The organism is Lysinibacillus sp. NPDC093688, from assembly GCF_050280145.1.
GTDB lineage: Bacteria > Bacillota > Bacilli > Bacillales_A > Planococcaceae > Lysinibacillus > Lysinibacillus xylanilyticus_B.
In genome coordinates, this window is sequence record NZ_JBNNUX010000002.1 from 210,272 (window position 1) to 227,177 (window position 16,906).

The window sequence follows — 16,906 nt, forward strand, 5'->3', positions numbered from 1 at the left end:
GTATAATTATTTAACCATCAATTTACATAAAAAGGGGTTGGGTTTTTGAAAAAAACGAATATAACGGCACTCATACTACTATTCATGCTTGTGATTAGCCTTATTCTGCCTGTGGAGCAGGCGAGTGCTTCTGCAACTGCTACGTTAGAAGTACAGGCTAAAGTAGGGATTGCAGGTAAGGCTAAATACCAATCAATTGTGCCACTTCAAGTAACAGTAAAAAATATTGGTGCAGATTTTTCTGGAGATATGGTCATCAATGCTTCCGGTTCCTATCAAGCTGCAACAGCAAAAGTGCTTCCGATAGATATAGCAGCTGGAGAAGAAAAAACATTTGATATTTATCTAGATGGTATCGATAACTATAATTACTCGAATTCAGATGTGTTTGCATTTTTTGAAGGAGGCATAGAAAAAGGAAAAAAGGTTGCTTATAAAGGAACAAAGCAGCTACAAAGTAATCTTTTAGATCCTTCATCCGTTTTTATTTATACATTAACGGATAAAAGTGATCGTTTATCAGCATTTTTGCGCCTTTCCCAATTAGCTCCTCAAAATAATGTTGAAGTGTTCAATTTAAAGCAAATCAAGGATTACACATTGCCAGAGGATACACAAGGATTTGCAATGGCGAATGTTATCGTCATCGATGAAATTGCTAGTGCTGATTTATCCCAAAAGCAACAAGAGTCTTTACTAAAATGGGTACAGAATGGTGGAACATTATTAATAGGAGCTGCTGATCAAGTAAATGCTACAGCAGATATTTTCAAGGATTATTTACCACTAACATTATCACAACAAGTGACATCAGTTTCCGCAGATAGCCTATCAAAATTATCAGGCGGAGGAACTTTTACACAGCCTATTTCTATTTATGAAGCGACTGAAAATCAAGGTAGTATTCCTGTATTAACAGAAAACAATAAGATTTTAGCGTCTAAGAAAAAAGTGGGCAGTGGAGAAATTATTCAAACAGCATTTTCTTTAGGGGACCAACCACTTGCTTCTATGGATGGTTACCCATCATTAGTGGCGAAATTGATAAATATTCAAAAGATGTCACAACAAGTGGTTCATGGACAGTCATCGCTGGAGCAAATTTCAAATGACCTGAGTTATATAAATGAATTATTCCCTTCGTTTGAAGTATCTGTTAGCTATATGCTCATTGTTATCATTTTATATATTTTAATTATCGGACCTATTTTATATTTCATTTTAAAGAAAATAGACAAACGTGAGCATGCATGGTGGATCATTCCTGCGATATCGATTGTGTTATCTATTGCTCTATTTATTTTTGGTGCAAAAGATCGAATTGGGCAACCGCAAATTCAACAATCTGCATTTTATAAAGTAAATGCAGATAGTAGTTTAAATGGTTATTATGTAGAGTCCATTTTAACAAATCGTAGTGGTGATTTTGTTGTGAATACAGATAAGAATACAAGTGCATTCGCGCTGCGAAATTCTAATAATTTCGCAGGGACAATAGAGGATTTACATGAAATATCCTATTTGAAGGAAAATGCCAATGGGTCAACGTTAACACTACGTGATTTAAGCTATTGGTCTATTCAGTCGTTTGCAGGGAAGACGGCGGCACAAAATATTGGCAAAATGGATATCGATATTACGTTAGAAAATGAAAAGCTGACTGGGACAATTAAGAATAATTTCCCGTTTGCCCTAAAGGACGTTACGTTAATCTCTGGCATTAAAGAAGTTAAACTTGGCGACATTGAAGCGAACGGTACACTTAAAGTCGATAAAGAGCTAAAAGCAACAGTTCTTCAAAAACCATCTGCTTTTATTAATTATAATTACGGTATTTATCCAACGAAGAAGGAAGAAGTGAATCCTTCACGTATCGAGTCAATGAAAACTATGGCATTACCACTTGTAGAAAGTGATAAGAAGCCTGTCATTACAGCATGGGCTGAACAAGCTATTGCTGGGGTTGAGCTGGAAAAAGGTGCCGATATGTCTCCTCTTACTTATTTTGTTCAGCCATTTGATGGCAAAGTAGAGCTATCAGGTCCATTCACGATGAAACGTAACAACTTTACGTATTCAGTAAACCCATTATCTCCTAATTCGTATGCTGAAAAAATGGATGAACAGTTAAATAATTGGCGCTTGTCTGATGGTTCATATGAAGTATCCATTGCGATGCCAGATAAGTTTATGAATGCAGTTCAAACATTAAACGAACTGACGATTTCGAATAAGGATAGCAATCGTATGCAGCTATCGATTTGGAATAACGAGACGAAAACTTATGAGCCGTTGGTAGATACGAAACAGGTGTTTACAGATAACATAAAAAAATACTTCAATGATAATGATGAATTACTAATTGAGGTTAAATTTGGACCAGATCAAACGGGTGATGAAACAAAATTACCAGATGTAGAGCTGAAAGGAGTGGCGAAATAATGATTGAAATTCGTGATTTAACGAAAAGGTATGGCTCCTTTACAGCACTAGATCATTTGAATCTATCTTTGGAGGAAGGGGTTGTCTTTGGTTTTGTAGGTGCCAATGGGGCAGGTAAATCGACTACATTCTCGATTTTAGCAACGTTGCTGTCTCCAACTTCAGGCGATGCTCTTATTAATGGGAAAAGCGTTATTAAGGAACCAAAGGAAGTACGAAAACAAATTGGTTATATGCCAGATTTCTTTGGTGTCTATGATCAACTAAAAGTAGACGAATACTTAGACTTTTACGGTGCCAGCTACGGCATTGGGGCAGCCGAACGAAAAGTACTTATTCCACAGCTGCTAGAGCTAGTAAATTTAACAAATAAACGGTATGACTATGTTGATTTACTGTCACGTGGGATGAAGCAGCGTCTATGTTTAGCACGTGCTCTTATCCACGATCCTAAAGTATTAATTTTAGATGAACCTGCATCAGGTTTGGATCCACGTGCACGAATAGAAATGCGTGATATTTTACGGAATTTAAAATCCATGGGAAAGACGATTTTAATTTCCTCACATATTTTGCCTGAGCTTGCAGAAATGTGTGATGAAATCGGTGTGATTGATAATGGTAAGCTTATCGCTCATGGCAATGTGGCTTCCATTCAAGCACAGCTACAAGGGGAGAAGCGTATCGTAATTAAAGTAACGGATTGTTTAAACGAGGTACGTGCATTTTTGGAGGAGGACCCACTGATCTCTTCTATCGATGTAATGGAGAATCGCTTAGAGATAGCCTTTAACTACCGCGGAACAGATGATGATCAGGTAGCACTATTGAAAAAAGCTATACTTGCGAATTTACCTATTTATGCGTTAAGTGAAGAGGAAAAAGATTTAGAGGATGTCTTTATGGCTATTACGAAGGGAGCGGACAATCAATGATGGAACGATTTTATAATCCGGTTTTCGTAAAAGAATTGAAGTTGCGCTTCCGTTCTTTTAAAAGCTTTTCAGGTTTAATGTTTTATTTAGCGGTTATTTGTATTTTCATCGCAGGGTTTTTGCTTATAACAACTGGATTTACAGGCAAGGGTTTCTTCAAACCAGAAACAAGCTTTATGATGTTTGCGGTATTAACGATATTACAAATGGCTCTTGTTCTTTTCATTACACCAAGCTTAACGGCCGGTGCAATTAGTAGTGAAAGGGAAAAGCAAACATTAAATATTTTACTAACAACGACACAAAGCTCGACTCAAATCATCATTGGAAAATTATTATCCTCGGTAGCATTTTTAGTATTAATGCTAATCGCAGGGTTACCATTATATAGTTTAGTATTTTTATTTGGCGGCGTATCACCGTCTCAATTAATCTCGATATTTTTATTTTATTTATTAACAGTCGTTGCAATTGGTAGTATTGGTGTTATGTTTTCAACTATTACAAAGCGAACAATTGTTGCGATGATTTCTACGTATGGTTCGATTATCTTTTTAGGTGGCATTACAGCGTTTTTCTTCTTTTTAACAATTGCCTTCCACCAAATGGGTAATACTGCCGTAGGTACGACGACTTCTTATATGGCTTACTTTTGGGCTTCTATTAACCCAGGTGCATTAATGCTTACGCTTACTTCGCCATCTATGGGCGATGCATTAGTACAAGTTTCGGGAGTGGAATTACCTGTATGGATTAGTTACTTAATAGCCTATTCATTGATTATTGTTTTTTGTTTAACGATTGCGATAAAAAAATTACGTGCCAATATGAAAAGCAACCGATAAGGAGGAAATCTTATGGAGCATCGTAAGCAATTACGAAAATATATTCAACGTGTTAAGAAGAGTTTAACAGTAGAAAGAAGCATTCCAATTGCACAGTACGGCTTGTTTTTGGCATTGCTTTCGAGTGCTTCCCTCTTCCTCGTTTCGAGACTCTTTGTTTGGCCGTATTATCGCCAAACGGCTCTTGCAACCTTTATCGTTGTCGTACTAGCAACCGTGCTATTTATGTGGTGGAAGCGTGTAAAGGAAAAGGCAGCATTGCATACACTGGATGATTATTTTTCTCACAATGAGCTAGTGACAGCCTTATCGTTCGAGGATGATCAGGACCCACTCGTTCAATCTTTACTAACGAAAGCGGAAGAAAACGTTGAAAAGGCGTTTGCTGATTTTAAGGCTCGAAAGAAAAGCTTGTTCCGTCCAAAAGCATTGATTGGATTATTTGGAACAGCTGTCTTACTAGCCATTCTTTATATGTTCCCAGCAGCTACACAAATTGAAGCAATTGAAGTGGAAAAAGAAACAGCTGTCATTGAGGACGTTAAGAAGGAAGTTGCTAAATTAGAGAAAACAGCAGAAACAAAAGAAGTGAAAGAGCAATTAAAAGAATTGCAAAATACGTTAAAAAAGGCAGAAACAGCTGAAGAAGCATTACGTGAAGTCGTGAAAAAGCAAAAGGAGCTTGCTTTAAAGGAACAACAATTAAAAGATAAGCAGACGGCTAGTAAGGATGGCGCTTCTGACGAGAAAGGCTTATCGAAAGAAGAAGTGGAGCAATTGAAAGAGCTTGCCCAAATGCAGCAGGAGCTAACGCAAAATGCAAATGCCACTCAGACAGCTATGAGTAAGCTTGGGAAACCTGCAAGTAATACCCTACAAAATGCTATTGCGAGTGCCAATAGTGCCAATAACAATCAGCAAAACAACACTAATTCAAATCCAAATCAACAGTCATCAGCGAATTCACAGCCGAGCAATCAGCAAGGTCAAACAGGGCAACAAGGCCAACCTAATTCCCAAAACGGTTCTCAACAGGCCAGTGGTAAAGGTCAGGGACAAGGATCGAATCAAAGCAATCAACAAGGTCAAGGAAAAGGACAGGGGCAAGGCAATGGTCAAGGAAACGGTCAGGGTCAAGGTCAGGGGAATGGCAATGGCAATGGTTCAGGTCAAGGTTCTGGTCCAGCAGGAGGTAACGGTGCAGGCACAGGACAGGGCGGCCGTGATTTATTAACGACACCGAAACGAATGGGTGGCTCTAGTCAGACTTCAGTTGATAGTGGAGCATTAGGTGATGGATCACATGTTTCAGAGCAACAAGGAAATGGCCCTATTACTAAAGGTTCTATCCGTCCATATGAGGAAGTTATAGGCTCCTATAAAGATAGCTATTTAGAAAGCTCAGAGCGTTTACAATTACCGAAGGATTTACAAAATGTCGTGCAATCTTATTTCACGTCAATTGAGTCTCAGTAGGAGGAAAAGGAATGGCATTTACAGAGCAACAGTATGTTGAAATGAGTAAGCAATTACAACAAGTAAAGGAAGAAATTCATCGCTTTATTGTCGGGCAAGAGGAAGCAATTGATTATACATTATACGCAGTCCTTGCTGATGGGCATGCATTATTAGAGGGCCTACCGGGTTTAGGGAAAACGATGTTAATCCGTACAATTTCTGAAGTGCTAGATTTATCATTTTCGCGAATTCAATTTACACCAGACTTAATGCCAGCGGATATTACAGGGACAAGTATGATTGAGCGCACATCTGATGGCAAGCAGCAGTTTACGTTCCAGCAGGGTCCGATTTTTAGCCAAATGGTATTAGCGGATGAGATTAACCGAGCAACACCAAAAACACAAAGTGCATTGCTTGAAGCAATGGGTGAAAAAACGGTAACGATCTTGGGAGATACGAAGAAGATGGCAAAACCATTCTTCGTGTTAGCAACACAAAATCCGATTGAGATGGAGGGAACATACCCTTTACCAGAGGCACAAATGGACCGTTTCCTATGTAAAATTCTTGTGCCGTATCCTGAGAAAAGTGAGCTAATGGAAATTATGAAACGTACAACAGGCGCTCAGGAAATTGGCTTACAAAAGATTATGAATACAGAAGAGCTTATTGAAGCGCAGCAAATGGTGAAGGAAGTACTTGTTGCTGATGAAATGCTCGAATTTGCGACGGACCTTGTTGTGGCTACACATCCTGAGAGAGTAGATGCCGTTGATGAGGTCAAGCAATATACCATGTATGGTAGCGGTCCTCGAGGTTTACAAAGTTTAATCAAATTAGCGAAGGCAAGAGCGCTTATGAACGGACGTTTCCACGTTTCTGTAGCAGATATTAAATCTGTGGCTAAGCCGGTGTTACGCCATCGTATGCTGTTGAATTATGAAGGGGAGGCTTCGGGTAAAACAGCAGACGATGTGATTGATGTCATTTTAGAAAAAGTACAGCAAGGTGTTAATAGGTGACACAAAAATTATTATTGCCCGAGGATTGGCTAGCGAAAATCAGTCGCTTCCAAGTAGCGACGGCCTCCAAATTACGTGGGCAGCACAAGGGCTCGCACCGTTCGCAACGCTTCGGGGCATCACTCGATTTTTCAGATTTTCGTGAATATCATTTAGGAGATGATGTTCGTCAGGTAGACTGGAATGTCTTTGCGAGAACAGATAAATACTTCATTAAACGTTTTTTGGATGAACAAGAGATGCGTGTTCACATTTTACTAGATACAACTAAGTCTATGGGTGATCAAGCAAAATGGACTTTTGCCCGACAAATTGTCGCCTCACTTGGTTTAATGGTGCTTGGTCGCGATGATCGCTTATCATTTTCTTTTGTACAGGATGAGGTGAAGCCACCATTTCGTCGCAAAGGTGCCATGTATCGTCGTGCCTTTTTACAGGTGGTCACAGACATAGAGCAAGCAACTTATACAAATAGCTTCGCACAGGGAGCTTTAAAAGCATTGCCTAAGGATAGTACAGTACTATTTATTGTGACGGACGGACTGGAGCCAATCAAGGAATGGGAGCAACTTTTAAAAAGGCTACCACGCTTTGCAGGGGATGTACGTATTTTGCAAATAGTTACGCAAGAAGAACTATCACCAGAATATACGGGTGATGTGCGCTTACTCGATCGTGAAACGGGCAGAGATGTAAATGTTACGATGTCTTCTAAAGTTCTAGACACATATTTGGCAAGACGTTTATTACATGAAGAGGAATTTGAGGCAATTTGTCGGCGTTTCGGTGTTCGACAATTACAGCTTAAAGTAGAAGATGGATTACAGCATGCCATCTTTCAACAATTATTAAAAGCACATTGGATTAGGTGAGGTGAGCCGTATTGGGCTTTAGTCAAATACTTTTTAGCTGGACGGCCATCATCCCGGTCATTGTCCTTCTATATTATTTCTTTCGAAAAAAATATACCGATCAAACCGTATCCTCCACACTTTTTTGGTCGGAAATTATGCAAGAAACACGTGTATCACCATACTTAAAACATTTACAAAAAAATGCTCTGCTTTATTTACAACTGCTAGCTCTTCTTTTACTTGTACTGGCATTAATGAATCCTTATGTTAAAAAGTCAACGATTGTTGGCACGCAGGCGATATTCATTGTAGACACGTCTGCAACAATGTTAGCAGGGAAAGGGCAGTCAACATTTGACACACAGAAAAAAGAAATGCTGTCATTGGTCAATGAGCTTAATGGAAGGCCCGTGACACTCATTACAACAGGTAATACCCCAAAAGCTATATTACAGCAAGAAACAAATACAAAAGATATTGAAAAAGCCATACAAGAATTACACGTAACCTATGAAACAGCTCAAATGAATAAAGCTCTTGATGTGGCACAGGCTTTTGTCAGTAATACACCAACATCTATTTATGTCTTTACAGATTCGCTCGATAAAAAGCAATTACCGATGGAAAAAGATACGGTGAAGTGGATCGTAAAAGGAGCTGCAAAGGATTTAACGAATATTTCAATTATCCGTTTTGCTGCTACTACAGATGGACAATCTGCAGTGGCACTTGTACAAGTACAAAATGATACGGACCAAGAGCAACAAGTAACACTTTCGATAGAAAATGCAAAAGGTAAGGAGTTAGTTTCAGAGAGTGTCGCATTGCCTCCAAATGAAGCTGTAACCAAAACTTTTAAAGACCTACCGTTAGAAGATACTATGACGGCCAAGATAGATGCTAAGGACGATTACGCTGTTGATAATTCACAAACTGTATTGTTACAAACAGCGACTTCAAAAGTAGTTGTTGATCAAAGTATGCATCAACTTATTCAAAAAGGTTTTCAAACGATTAATAGTAGTGTGAAAATTGTTCCATCTTCACAATTGACTGACAATCAGGATGCCACTGTTGTGACAAATCAGACGGCGCTACTCGAAAAGATGGATAAGCCAATTGTATTATTGGGACGGGATGACGTTGAGAAAGTTGAAGCTACGGGGGAAATCGGTACGACAAGCGATTCATTGTTTGCATTTAGTGAGCTAAAAGATGTTTATGTCAGTGCCGTATATCCTGGATTCGACGACTATAAAACGATTGCATCAATTGGAGACCAGCCATTTATTCAGCGTTCTCCTGAAGGGGATATTGTTATATTAGCCGATATTGCAGATACTGACTGGCCGTTACATCCTTCATTCCCACTATTTTTATGGAGTGTCGAACAGGAGCTTTCAGCGTCAATTGGTTCACTTGGTATTTTTACGCCAAATGAGCAACGTGCAGTTGCTTTAGCGCAGGGTGATTGGAGTATATATTCGCAGCAAGATGAGTTTTTATCGTCCATTACAAATGGTTTATTAACAGCTCCAATGACACCAGGAATTTATACAGCTCGTTCAAACGATGAAGAAAAGCGCTTCATCGTACAGCTTCAAGCGCAAGAACGTGTTATTGAAAAAGGAACAAGCTATACGCTTGGAGAGCTTCAGGACAATGGGAAGAAAGAAATATCGAAAACCTCGTTCGTACCTTGGCTGATTCTTATCATCTTAGTATTACTTGTATTAGAGTGGGAGGTGCAACGACGTCGTGGATTTACGAATTGATATGCCATTAGCATTGTTGCTTTTACTTCCGTTACTCGTGTATTTTGGATGGACCTATTGGCGTGAGCGTCAGCGACTTAAAAAAAGTCATATCGTCGTTCTAGGTATCCGTATGGTAGCAATATGCTGTTTGGTTTTTGCACTTGCGGGGCCCTATATTTTATTGCCCGTAAAGGAAGAACAAGTATTATTCTTAGTTGACCGTTCTGCTTCATTGAATGGTACAGATGATGAGATGGCCAATTTTATAGCGGAAAGTTTACAGTCGAAAAAGGATGAACAGCTTGCAGGGATTTATTCTTTTTCATCGACATTACAAACTGAAGCCATGTTATCGAATACTTTGAAGGAAGTGCCGAAGTTTACAGCTATAAAAGCAACAGATCAAACAAATATCGAACAGAGTCTACAGCTCGCTTCCGGAATTGTAGATCCGAAAAAAGCAACACGACTTGTGCTCTTAACTGATGGTAATGAAACAAAAGGAGATACCTTAGAATTTGCATCAAAGTTTAAAGGGTCGAATAGTAGTGTTGATGTAGTGCCATTTAACCAACCTGTAGCTAAGGATGTATCTCTGAAAAGCTTTGTAACACCACAAGTTGCTTATGCAGGTGAGCAGCAGCAGCTAGTCACTGAAATAAATGCAACTGTAGCAGAGCGGGGGGAGCTATTATTATACGAAAACGATCAGCTCATTCATCGTGAGACAGTGGAGCTTGCAGAAGGTTCAAATATCTTTACGTATAAACATGCCGCAACGGCTGAAGGGCTTGTAAAATATGAGGCACTCGTGCAGGTTGATCAAGATGCAATTTTAGAAAATAATAAATTAACGAGCGTCACGATGGTGCAAAGTGAACCACATTTACTAATTGTTAATGGCTATGAAACACCATCACCAATCGCAGCAGCACTTGGCACTCAATCCATTTCCTATGATGTTGTAGATGCTAAAAGTCTACCAAATGAGCTTTCTAGTTATTTACAATACAATGCAATCATTTTTGATAATGTGCCCGGCCATTTAGTAGGCGAGGCAAAAATGACTGTTATTGAGCAGGCAGTGAAAAATTTTGGTGTCGGTTTTACGATGGTCGGTGGCGAAAATAGCTTTGGCTTAGGCGGCTATTTTAAAACACCAATCGAAACTTTACTACCTGTTGAAATGGAGATTAAAGGTAAGGAGCAATTACCATCATTAGGGCTGGAAATCGTACTTGACCGTTCTGGAAGTATGTCTGGAGCAAAGCTAGAGCTCGCTAAGGAAGCTGCCGCTCGTTCAGTTGAAATGCTACGAGATGAGGATACGCTCGGATTTATTGCCTTTGATGACCGACCTTGGGAAATTATTGAGACAGGGCCACTTGGCAATAAGGAAGAAGCTGTAGATACGATTTTATCTGTAACGCCAGGTGGGGGTACTGAAATATATGGATCACTTGCTAAAGCTTATGAAAATCTAGCCGATTTAAAGCTACAGCGTAAGCATATTATTTTATTAACTGATGGACAGTCACAGTCGGGTAACTATGAAGACTTAATTGCACAAGGAAAAGAAAATGGCACGACTCTTTCAACAGTTGCAATTGGTCAGGACGCAGATGCCAATTTACTTGAAGCGCTAAGTGAAATGGGCAGTGGGCGTTTTTACGATGTTATTGATGAGCAGACGATCCCTTCTATTTTATCTCGTGAAACGGCCATGATTTCACGCACATATATTGAAGACAACCCATTCTACCCAACTATATTTAATGCATCTGGCTGGAATACGCTATTTGCAAATGGGGTACCTAAAATGAATGCTTATATAGGTACGACAGCAAAGCAGGGAACTACTGTTATTGCAGAAAGTGAGAAGGAAGATCCGGTACTTGCAGAATGGCAATATGGCCTTGGCAAAACATTTGCCTTTACTTCTGATTCGACAGGAAAATGGGCAGGAGACTGGGCAAGATGGCAAAATTGGGACACATTTTGGCAAACGCTTATTTCAAAAATGCTACCAAGCTATAACGATGTTGCCTATGATGTACGTCTAGAATCAGACGGCTCATTTGTCATCACTGACCCAACAAATGAAGCGGCGTTCTTAAATATTGTTGCTGTCAATGAAGCGGGTGAAGAACTTGAAACACAGCTTGAAACAATTTCAGCATCACAAGTTCGGGCAGTTGTACAAGCAAAACCAGGACTAATCTTCTTCCGCATTGCCGATGAAGAACAGGCTATTTACCAGGCTGGCTTAAGTGTGCCTTATAGTGCTGAATATGAATTACGTCCAGTGAATGAAAAGCTAGTCGAAGAGCTAACAAAGCAAACAGGCGGCTCCGTTTTGAAAGAACCAAGCGAAGCGTTCCGAGAATTTACTAAAAAAGGTGCGGAACGCCAAAATATTGCAACATGGCTTTTATTAGCAGGGATGCTATTATTCTTCATTGATATAACCATTCGACGCTTTGGTTGGGGCTTCCTAACAAGACCGAAGAAAAAAGAACAGCGTGTAGAGGAAAAACCAATACAGGCAGAGGACACAAATGTAGCCCAGCTATTAAAGGGCATGAAAAAACGATCCTAGTAATTTAAAACAATGGTTCATTGCTTTATAGTAATGAGCCATCGTTTTTTTTTTTGTAATTCTATTTTTGGGCTATCAGGAGATGACATATATAACGTGGGGTTGATTTCCGTTCCGACTGGGCGCTTTCCTGGGGGCGTCGGGGCAACAGGATGTTGGTCACGAAGGCGTTATCACAGGATGTGATGGTTTTAGCCTTCGTTCCTCTATCGCTAATCCCCAAGGAGTCGCCCAGTCTCCACTCCAATCAACAACTGAATTAGAGAATTTTTAAAAAGTAAAGTTTTCCTTGTAAATAATGTATATAAATGTAATAATCAATGATAGTAATAAAATATTACTATCATTTTTAAATACTAAAGATTTGAGGTATCAAGTATGACCAATATAATGAATTCATTTGGTTTTCTAAGTTTTAAATTAGCGGAGGCTTTAGAGGGGAATCTCGAGCAATATATTAGCGAAAAATTTCAAATGAAATCCAGAGAAGTCGGGATCATGATGGTAGTAAAAGAAAAAAAACTTAGCCAAATTCAAATAGGGCAGATTTTAAAGTTGGATAAAAATAGTGTCCGCTTTTTTATCGATGGTCTAGAAGAAAGAAAGTATGTGTATAGGGAGAAAAATCAAGAAAATAGAAGAGAGAATTTAATATGCCTTACGGAACAGGGTGAAAATTTGGCAGAAGAATTAATGAAGACCCTTGCGATTTCTGAGAATGAAGTTTTAAACGTACTTTCATTGGAAGAAAAAGAGCAATTGAAAAGCATTTTGGCAAAAGTATATGAAAATCGTGTATAGGGTTTAACTTCTTTCAGCAACCTGCTGAAATAGAGGAACTCAGTCTAAGAACGCCACGTCCTGTGGCAACGACTGAGTGAACAACTTCGTGTTGGCCTAAAGCCTCCGGCGGATGTCACGGATTCGGAAAGGAGTTCATAAAGGATGTTAGCCTAAAATCATCGCATCCATGCGATAACGGCTAACTGACCTGCATCACGCAGGCCTAAGCACAAAGCCGAATCCGGACGCAATTATGCCGAGGCATAATTGATAATCTTATCAATAAAAATGAAAGAGTGATGACATATGAAAGCAGTAGAGGTTATGAAGGAGTATTTAAAAAGAGCACAAGAAGAGGGTCAAGATTTATCTGATATGTATGCAGATCATGGGGAATTGAAAAATTTTAAAGGTGAAATTTTTAAAGGAAGAAAAGAAATACAGAAATTTTACACGTCACCTATGCCGAAAGGATTTAAGTTAACTATCCAAAATATTGAAGGTGATGATATGGAATGTGTTGCTATCGTTTCAACTACTTGGGATGGTTTGCCAAGCCCAGTGATTTTGGAAGAAAAGTTGATTCTTGAAAATGAAAAAATAAAATCATTTACAATGATCCCAAAATAAAAGGAGAGCTCTTCCTATGACTGAAAAGGACACGAAATATTGGATTGGAGTAGCATCTCTCAATCATGTGCAAAAAGGGGTTGAGGGAGGATTCAGTCAGCTATGCCACGGCAAAGAAAGACCTTTGAAACGAATGAGAAAAGGAGACTGGATTATATATTATTCTCCTAAAAAAAGTCTAGACGATAATGCCCCTGTAAGAGCATTTACCGCAATTGGAAGGGTAAAAGACGAGCGAATATACGAGTTTCAAATGGCAGAAAATTTTATTCCTTTTAGAAGAGATATAGACTTTTACAAAGATGCTAAGGCTGTACCAATAAAAAGGATCTTAGATTATTTAGAATTTGTAGAAGATAAATCGAAATATGGCTATAAATTCAGATTTGGTCATTTTGAAATAAGCAAAAAAGACTTTTTATTAATTGCTCATGAAATGGGATTACCGTTGAAGTATGGGTGAATTTGGCCGAAAAAAAACGTTACTTTCTTAATGGTAATTAAGAAAGCAACGTTTTTAATTTGCCTAAATCATTATTTAAGAAGAGTATTAAGGTTAGTTACAAATACAGTCCTACGCAAATTGCTAGCAACGACAATGCCTAAAACAGCACCAATAGTACTTGAAGTTAAAAAGGCAGGCATGAAAAATAATGCAGCAACAGATGTCCCCATTAATAAGTGTGCGTAGGGCACTGCAATAAGTGAGGCAATAATACCTGTCCCAAACATTTCACCGATACCTGCTAGCCATTGTTTGCCGCTGTATTTATAGGCAAGAGCTGCACATAAAGTACCAATGACACTTCCAGGTATTGCTAATAATGAGCCTGTGCCTGTTAAAATACGAATAATGGCTGTGACAAAGGCGACCATAACAGTAGGTACTGGTCCAAGAATGATCGCACCAATAACATTAATAGCATGCTGTACAGGGTAGGCACGTGCAATTCCCGTTGGTATTGAAACAAAGGTAGAACCTGCTACGGCAATTGCTACTAATAAGGCCATGATTGTTAATTTTCGAATTGACATCATTTCCACTCCTTTAAAATATGAATTTATTGGTTATCCCCGATAAACTAGGGAATTCCGCCGCTAGAGCGAAAAAAAGCCGCTCCCTAAAAACATTAGGAAGCGGCCTTGCATTTAAATAGTAAAAAGCAAGTGTCGCCACTTCCCTCCGCTAGTGTGAACTAGATCAGGTTCAAAGGGTCCGTATATGACAATATACGTCTCAGCCTTTTAAAGACTCCCCTAGTGGTAATAATGGTTTTAACTTCTTTCAGCGGGTTTCTAAACACCCGCTGAACTAGAGGAACTCAGTCTAAGAACGCCACGTCCTGTGGCAATGACTGAGTGACCAACATCACGTTGGCCCAAAGCCTCCGGCGGATGTCACGGAATCGGAAAGGAATTCTTTGTGCAAGCACAAAGCCGATTCCAGACGCAATTATGCCGAGGCATAATTGATCTAATAATAATGTAGTAAAGACAGCCTGTTTTCCTTGATATACAAGGAGTTTTAACAGGGAAATCAATCATAGTTACTACCATTTTAGCACACCCGAAAGAATGGAGCTAGAACTACTATATACTCACTCATTACACTCCACAGTCTTGTTGGAATGAATGAAATGTAGGTATATAATGGAATATGTACCATGATACTAACTAAAGGAAAACCAAAACCATGAATACGAAACAAACCAATACGAATCGTTTAAGATTTATGCCTTTTCAGATGACGAGGGATATTTTAAAGGTGTGGAAGTATGCGTACCGTCCTTTTCTTATATTTGAATTGATATACAAATTGCTAACGATAAGTGTATTTATCCCGTTGTTATCCATAATTTTTAACAAATTACTGGCTGTTGGGGGCTTCGAGGCAGCCGCCAATCATGACCTTCTGCGCTTCTTGTTCAGCAAATATGGTCTACTTAGTGTACTGGTAATGATGCCAATTGCCATCATGCTCATTTACACAGAGTTCACGGTTCTCTTCTATATTGCGTACTATGGGATTCAAGAGAAGCGCGCACGAATCCGCCCCGTATTGTTCAAGGCAATCTCTAGCTTGCCAGGTTTATGGCGCATCGGGGTTTTCGGACTTGCTCTCTATTTATTGCTCCTGTTCCCGCTACTCGATGCCAACATCGGTGGAACACTATTGCCTAATATGACGGTTCCGAACTTTATTACGGGTGAGCTGATGAAGACAACCTTTGGAACTATCGCTCTTGTCATCGTAGGACTGCTCATTTTGGCATTGAACTTAATCTGTATCTATGCTCTGCCGATTATGGTATTAGAAGGCAAATATCAATTCTGGAACGCCGTTCGCGAGAGCAAGCGATTATTCTGGCGTAGTAAGTGGTCATTAGTTAGAGCTGTGTTTGAATGGGCAGTAATCTTCCTGTTGCTGTTCATTCTACTTATCTGCCTGATTACCCTAATCGCCCTAATCGTGTTTCTCCTTCCTATTGGGGATGGCGATTCTAGATTAATGATTACCATTGGCATCGCGCTTAGCTTTGGTTTGTATATCGCAACACTAATTATGACTCCAATGTTCATTACCATTATCACCCTGCTTTATGTACGATATCAAGGTCATGACCGCGTGGACATTGATACCGATGGAGTCGATGCTTCTGTCTGGAAAGGACGCGATATGCAGCGTTCGCTCATGCGACGTTATCGTGCAGCGCTGACTGCATTCGGAATGCTCATTCTTATTGTTATAGGCTGGGGAGCAACCGCCCTGTTGACTGATTGGGGAGAAGCCAATGAAAAGTTCATCATTATGGCTCATCGGGGCGACACCATTTCAGGCATAGAGAATACAATGGGTGCCTTCGAAGGCGCCATTCGGACAGGTGCTGATTATATCGAGCTCGATATTTTGCAGACGAAAGATGGCAAGCTTGCGGTCATTCATGATGAGAATTTGAAACGACTGTCCGGCAAAAATGTGAATGTTTTTGATCTTACCCTCGCCCAGCTTCAACAAATTTCGCTGCGTGTAGGTAAGTTCCAAGACAATGTGCCATCTCTTGATGAGGTGTTGGAGCGTACGAAAGGTAAAATCAAGTTAAATGTGGAGCTCAAAACACATGGATATGAGAAAGACTTAGTCCCTATCTTAGTCGATACGATTCGTAGACATAAGGCAGAACAACAGGTCATTTTCCAGAGCTTAGATTATGAGCTCGTGCAGAAAATGAAGAAGGCGGCACCAGATTTAACAGTCGGGTATGTCATATTCGCTACATTTGCTTCACTCAATCAGTTCGACGCGGATTTCTTCGTCGTCGAAGAGTCTTTTGCCCGTCCTCGATTAATTAGTTCAGCGAAAATGATCGATAAGCCGATTTATGTTTGGACCGTGAATGATGTGAAAAGCGTTGAATACCTCTATACGTTAGGTGTAGATGGCATCATAACGGACATTGCCACTGACGCAAAGGAGACCGTTCAAAAGCTGCATAAAGAATAGAATCAGAAATGAAACGATCATCTGCTCCTTTTTGAATAAAGCATGAACACCCGGTATTTAGCGAGAGGCGCTAAAT

Annotated in this window: 13 protein-coding genes and 1 riboswitch; of the genes, 12 read left to right on the plus strand and 1 reads right to left on the minus strand. The window is 39.6% G+C overall.

Going from position 1 to position 16,906, the window contains the following annotated elements:
• Positions 1-45: 45 nt before the first annotated feature.
• The 11 genes from ACQKN2_RS03215 to ACQKN2_RS03265 all read left to right on the plus strand — a co-directional run bounded on the left by ACQKN2_RS03215 (position 46) and on the right by ACQKN2_RS03265 (position 13,791).
• On the plus strand, positions 46-2,442 hold the full coding sequence (locus ACQKN2_RS03215; RefSeq protein ID WP_427413668.1) for a DUF7408 domain-containing protein: 2,397 nt from the start codon (positions 46-48) through the stop codon (positions 2,440-2,442).
• The gene (locus ACQKN2_RS03220) at positions 2,442-3,377 is read left to right on the plus strand and encodes an ATP-binding cassette domain-containing protein (RefSeq protein ID WP_427413669.1); all 936 of its coding nucleotides are present in this window, start codon (positions 2,442-2,444) and stop codon (positions 3,375-3,377) included. Before ACQKN2_RS03215 ends, ACQKN2_RS03220 begins: the two co-directional genes overlap by 1 nt.
• Entirely contained in the window at positions 3,374-4,222 is an 849-nt protein-coding gene (locus tag ACQKN2_RS03225) for an ABC transporter permease (protein WP_427413670.1), read from the plus strand. Before ACQKN2_RS03220 ends, ACQKN2_RS03225 begins: the two co-directional genes overlap by 4 nt.
• A 12-nt stretch (positions 4,223-4,234) precedes the next feature.
• Positions 4,235-5,698: a hypothetical protein gene (locus ACQKN2_RS03230; RefSeq protein ID WP_427413671.1), complete on the plus strand. Its 1,464-nt coding sequence runs from the start codon at positions 4,235-4,237 to the stop codon at positions 5,696-5,698.
• A gap of 11 nt (positions 5,699-5,709) precedes the next feature.
• Complete coding sequence (locus ACQKN2_RS03235) at positions 5,710-6,705, plus strand: AAA family ATPase (RefSeq protein WP_427413672.1); 996 nt, start codon at positions 5,710-5,712, stop codon at positions 6,703-6,705.
• Entirely contained in the window at positions 6,702-7,577 is an 876-nt protein-coding gene (locus tag ACQKN2_RS03240) for a DUF58 domain-containing protein (RefSeq protein ID WP_323645388.1), read from the plus strand. Before ACQKN2_RS03235 ends, ACQKN2_RS03240 begins: the two co-directional genes overlap by 4 nt.
• Positions 7,578-7,588: 11 nt before the next feature.
• A complete protein-coding gene (locus ACQKN2_RS03245) occupies positions 7,589-9,334 on the plus strand; it encodes a vWA domain-containing protein (RefSeq protein ID WP_427413673.1) in 1,746 nt (581 codons plus the stop codon).
• A complete protein-coding gene (locus ACQKN2_RS03250; RefSeq protein ID WP_427413674.1) occupies positions 9,318-11,915 on the plus strand; it encodes a VWA domain-containing protein in 2,598 nt (865 codons plus the stop codon). The genes ACQKN2_RS03245 and ACQKN2_RS03250 overlap by 17 nt, the downstream gene beginning before the upstream one ends.
• Positions 11,916-12,305: 390 nt before the next feature.
• Positions 12,306-12,716 (plus strand): MarR family winged helix-turn-helix transcriptional regulator, encoded by a 411-nt coding sequence (locus ACQKN2_RS03255; protein ID WP_427413675.1) that lies wholly within the window; start codon positions 12,306-12,308, stop codon positions 12,714-12,716.
• Between the two features lie 288 nt (positions 12,717-13,004).
• Positions 13,005-13,328: a hypothetical protein gene (locus ACQKN2_RS03260; RefSeq protein WP_427413676.1), complete on the plus strand. Its 324-nt coding sequence runs from the start codon at positions 13,005-13,007 to the stop codon at positions 13,326-13,328.
• A 16-nt stretch (positions 13,329-13,344) separates the two neighbouring features.
• On the plus strand, positions 13,345-13,791 hold the full coding sequence (locus ACQKN2_RS03265) for an EVE domain-containing protein (RefSeq protein ID WP_427413677.1): 447 nt from the start codon (positions 13,345-13,347) through the stop codon (positions 13,789-13,791).
• A gap of 71 nt (positions 13,792-13,862) precedes the next feature.
• On the opposite strand, the gene thiW is transcribed toward ACQKN2_RS03265, so the two are convergent.
• Positions 13,863-14,363 (minus strand): energy coupling factor transporter S component ThiW, encoded by a 501-nt coding sequence (thiW, locus tag ACQKN2_RS03270; protein ID WP_427413747.1) that lies wholly within the window; start codon positions 14,361-14,363, stop codon positions 13,863-13,865.
• 126 nt (positions 14,364-14,489) lie between these two features.
• Positions 14,490-14,597: riboswitch (TPP riboswitch) on the minus strand.
• A 424-nt stretch (positions 14,598-15,021) separates the two neighbouring features.
• Here thiW and ACQKN2_RS03275 point away from each other — a divergent pair.
• Complete coding sequence (locus ACQKN2_RS03275; protein ID WP_427413678.1) at positions 15,022-16,830, plus strand: glycerophosphoryl diester phosphodiesterase membrane domain-containing protein; 1,809 nt, start codon at positions 15,022-15,024, stop codon at positions 16,828-16,830.
• Positions 16,831-16,906: the final 76 nt, after the last annotated feature.

What these genes read in the sequence shown, in the direction of transcription:
- ACQKN2_RS03230 (WP_427413671.1), top strand. Translation starts at nt 4,235, where the DNA reads ATGGAGCATCGTAAGCAATTACGAAAATATATTCAACGTGTTAAGAAG.
- ACQKN2_RS03220 (WP_427413669.1), top strand. Translation starts at nt 2,442, where the DNA reads ATGATTGAAATTCGTGATTTAACGAAAAGGTATGGCTCCTTTACAGCA.
- ACQKN2_RS03265 (WP_427413677.1), top strand. Translation starts at nt 13,345, where the DNA reads ATGACTGAAAAGGACACGAAATATTGGATTGGAGTAGCATCTCTCAAT.
- ACQKN2_RS03225 (WP_427413670.1), top strand. Translation starts at nt 3,374, where the DNA reads ATGATGGAACGATTTTATAATCCGGTTTTCGTAAAAGAATTGAAGTTG.
- ACQKN2_RS03255 (WP_427413675.1), top strand. Translation starts at nt 12,306, where the DNA reads ATGAATTCATTTGGTTTTCTAAGTTTTAAATTAGCGGAGGCTTTAGAG.
- ACQKN2_RS03275 (WP_427413678.1), top strand. Translation starts at nt 15,022, where the DNA reads ATGAATACGAAACAAACCAATACGAATCGTTTAAGATTTATGCCTTTT.
- ACQKN2_RS03260 (WP_427413676.1), top strand. Translation starts at nt 13,005, where the DNA reads ATGAAAGCAGTAGAGGTTATGAAGGAGTATTTAAAAAGAGCACAAGAA.
- thiW (WP_427413747.1), bottom strand. Translation starts at nt 14,363, where the DNA reads ATGTCAATTCGAAAATTAACAATCATGGCCTTATTAGTAGCAATTGCC.
- ACQKN2_RS03235 (WP_427413672.1), top strand. Translation starts at nt 5,710, where the DNA reads ATGGCATTTACAGAGCAACAGTATGTTGAAATGAGTAAGCAATTACAA.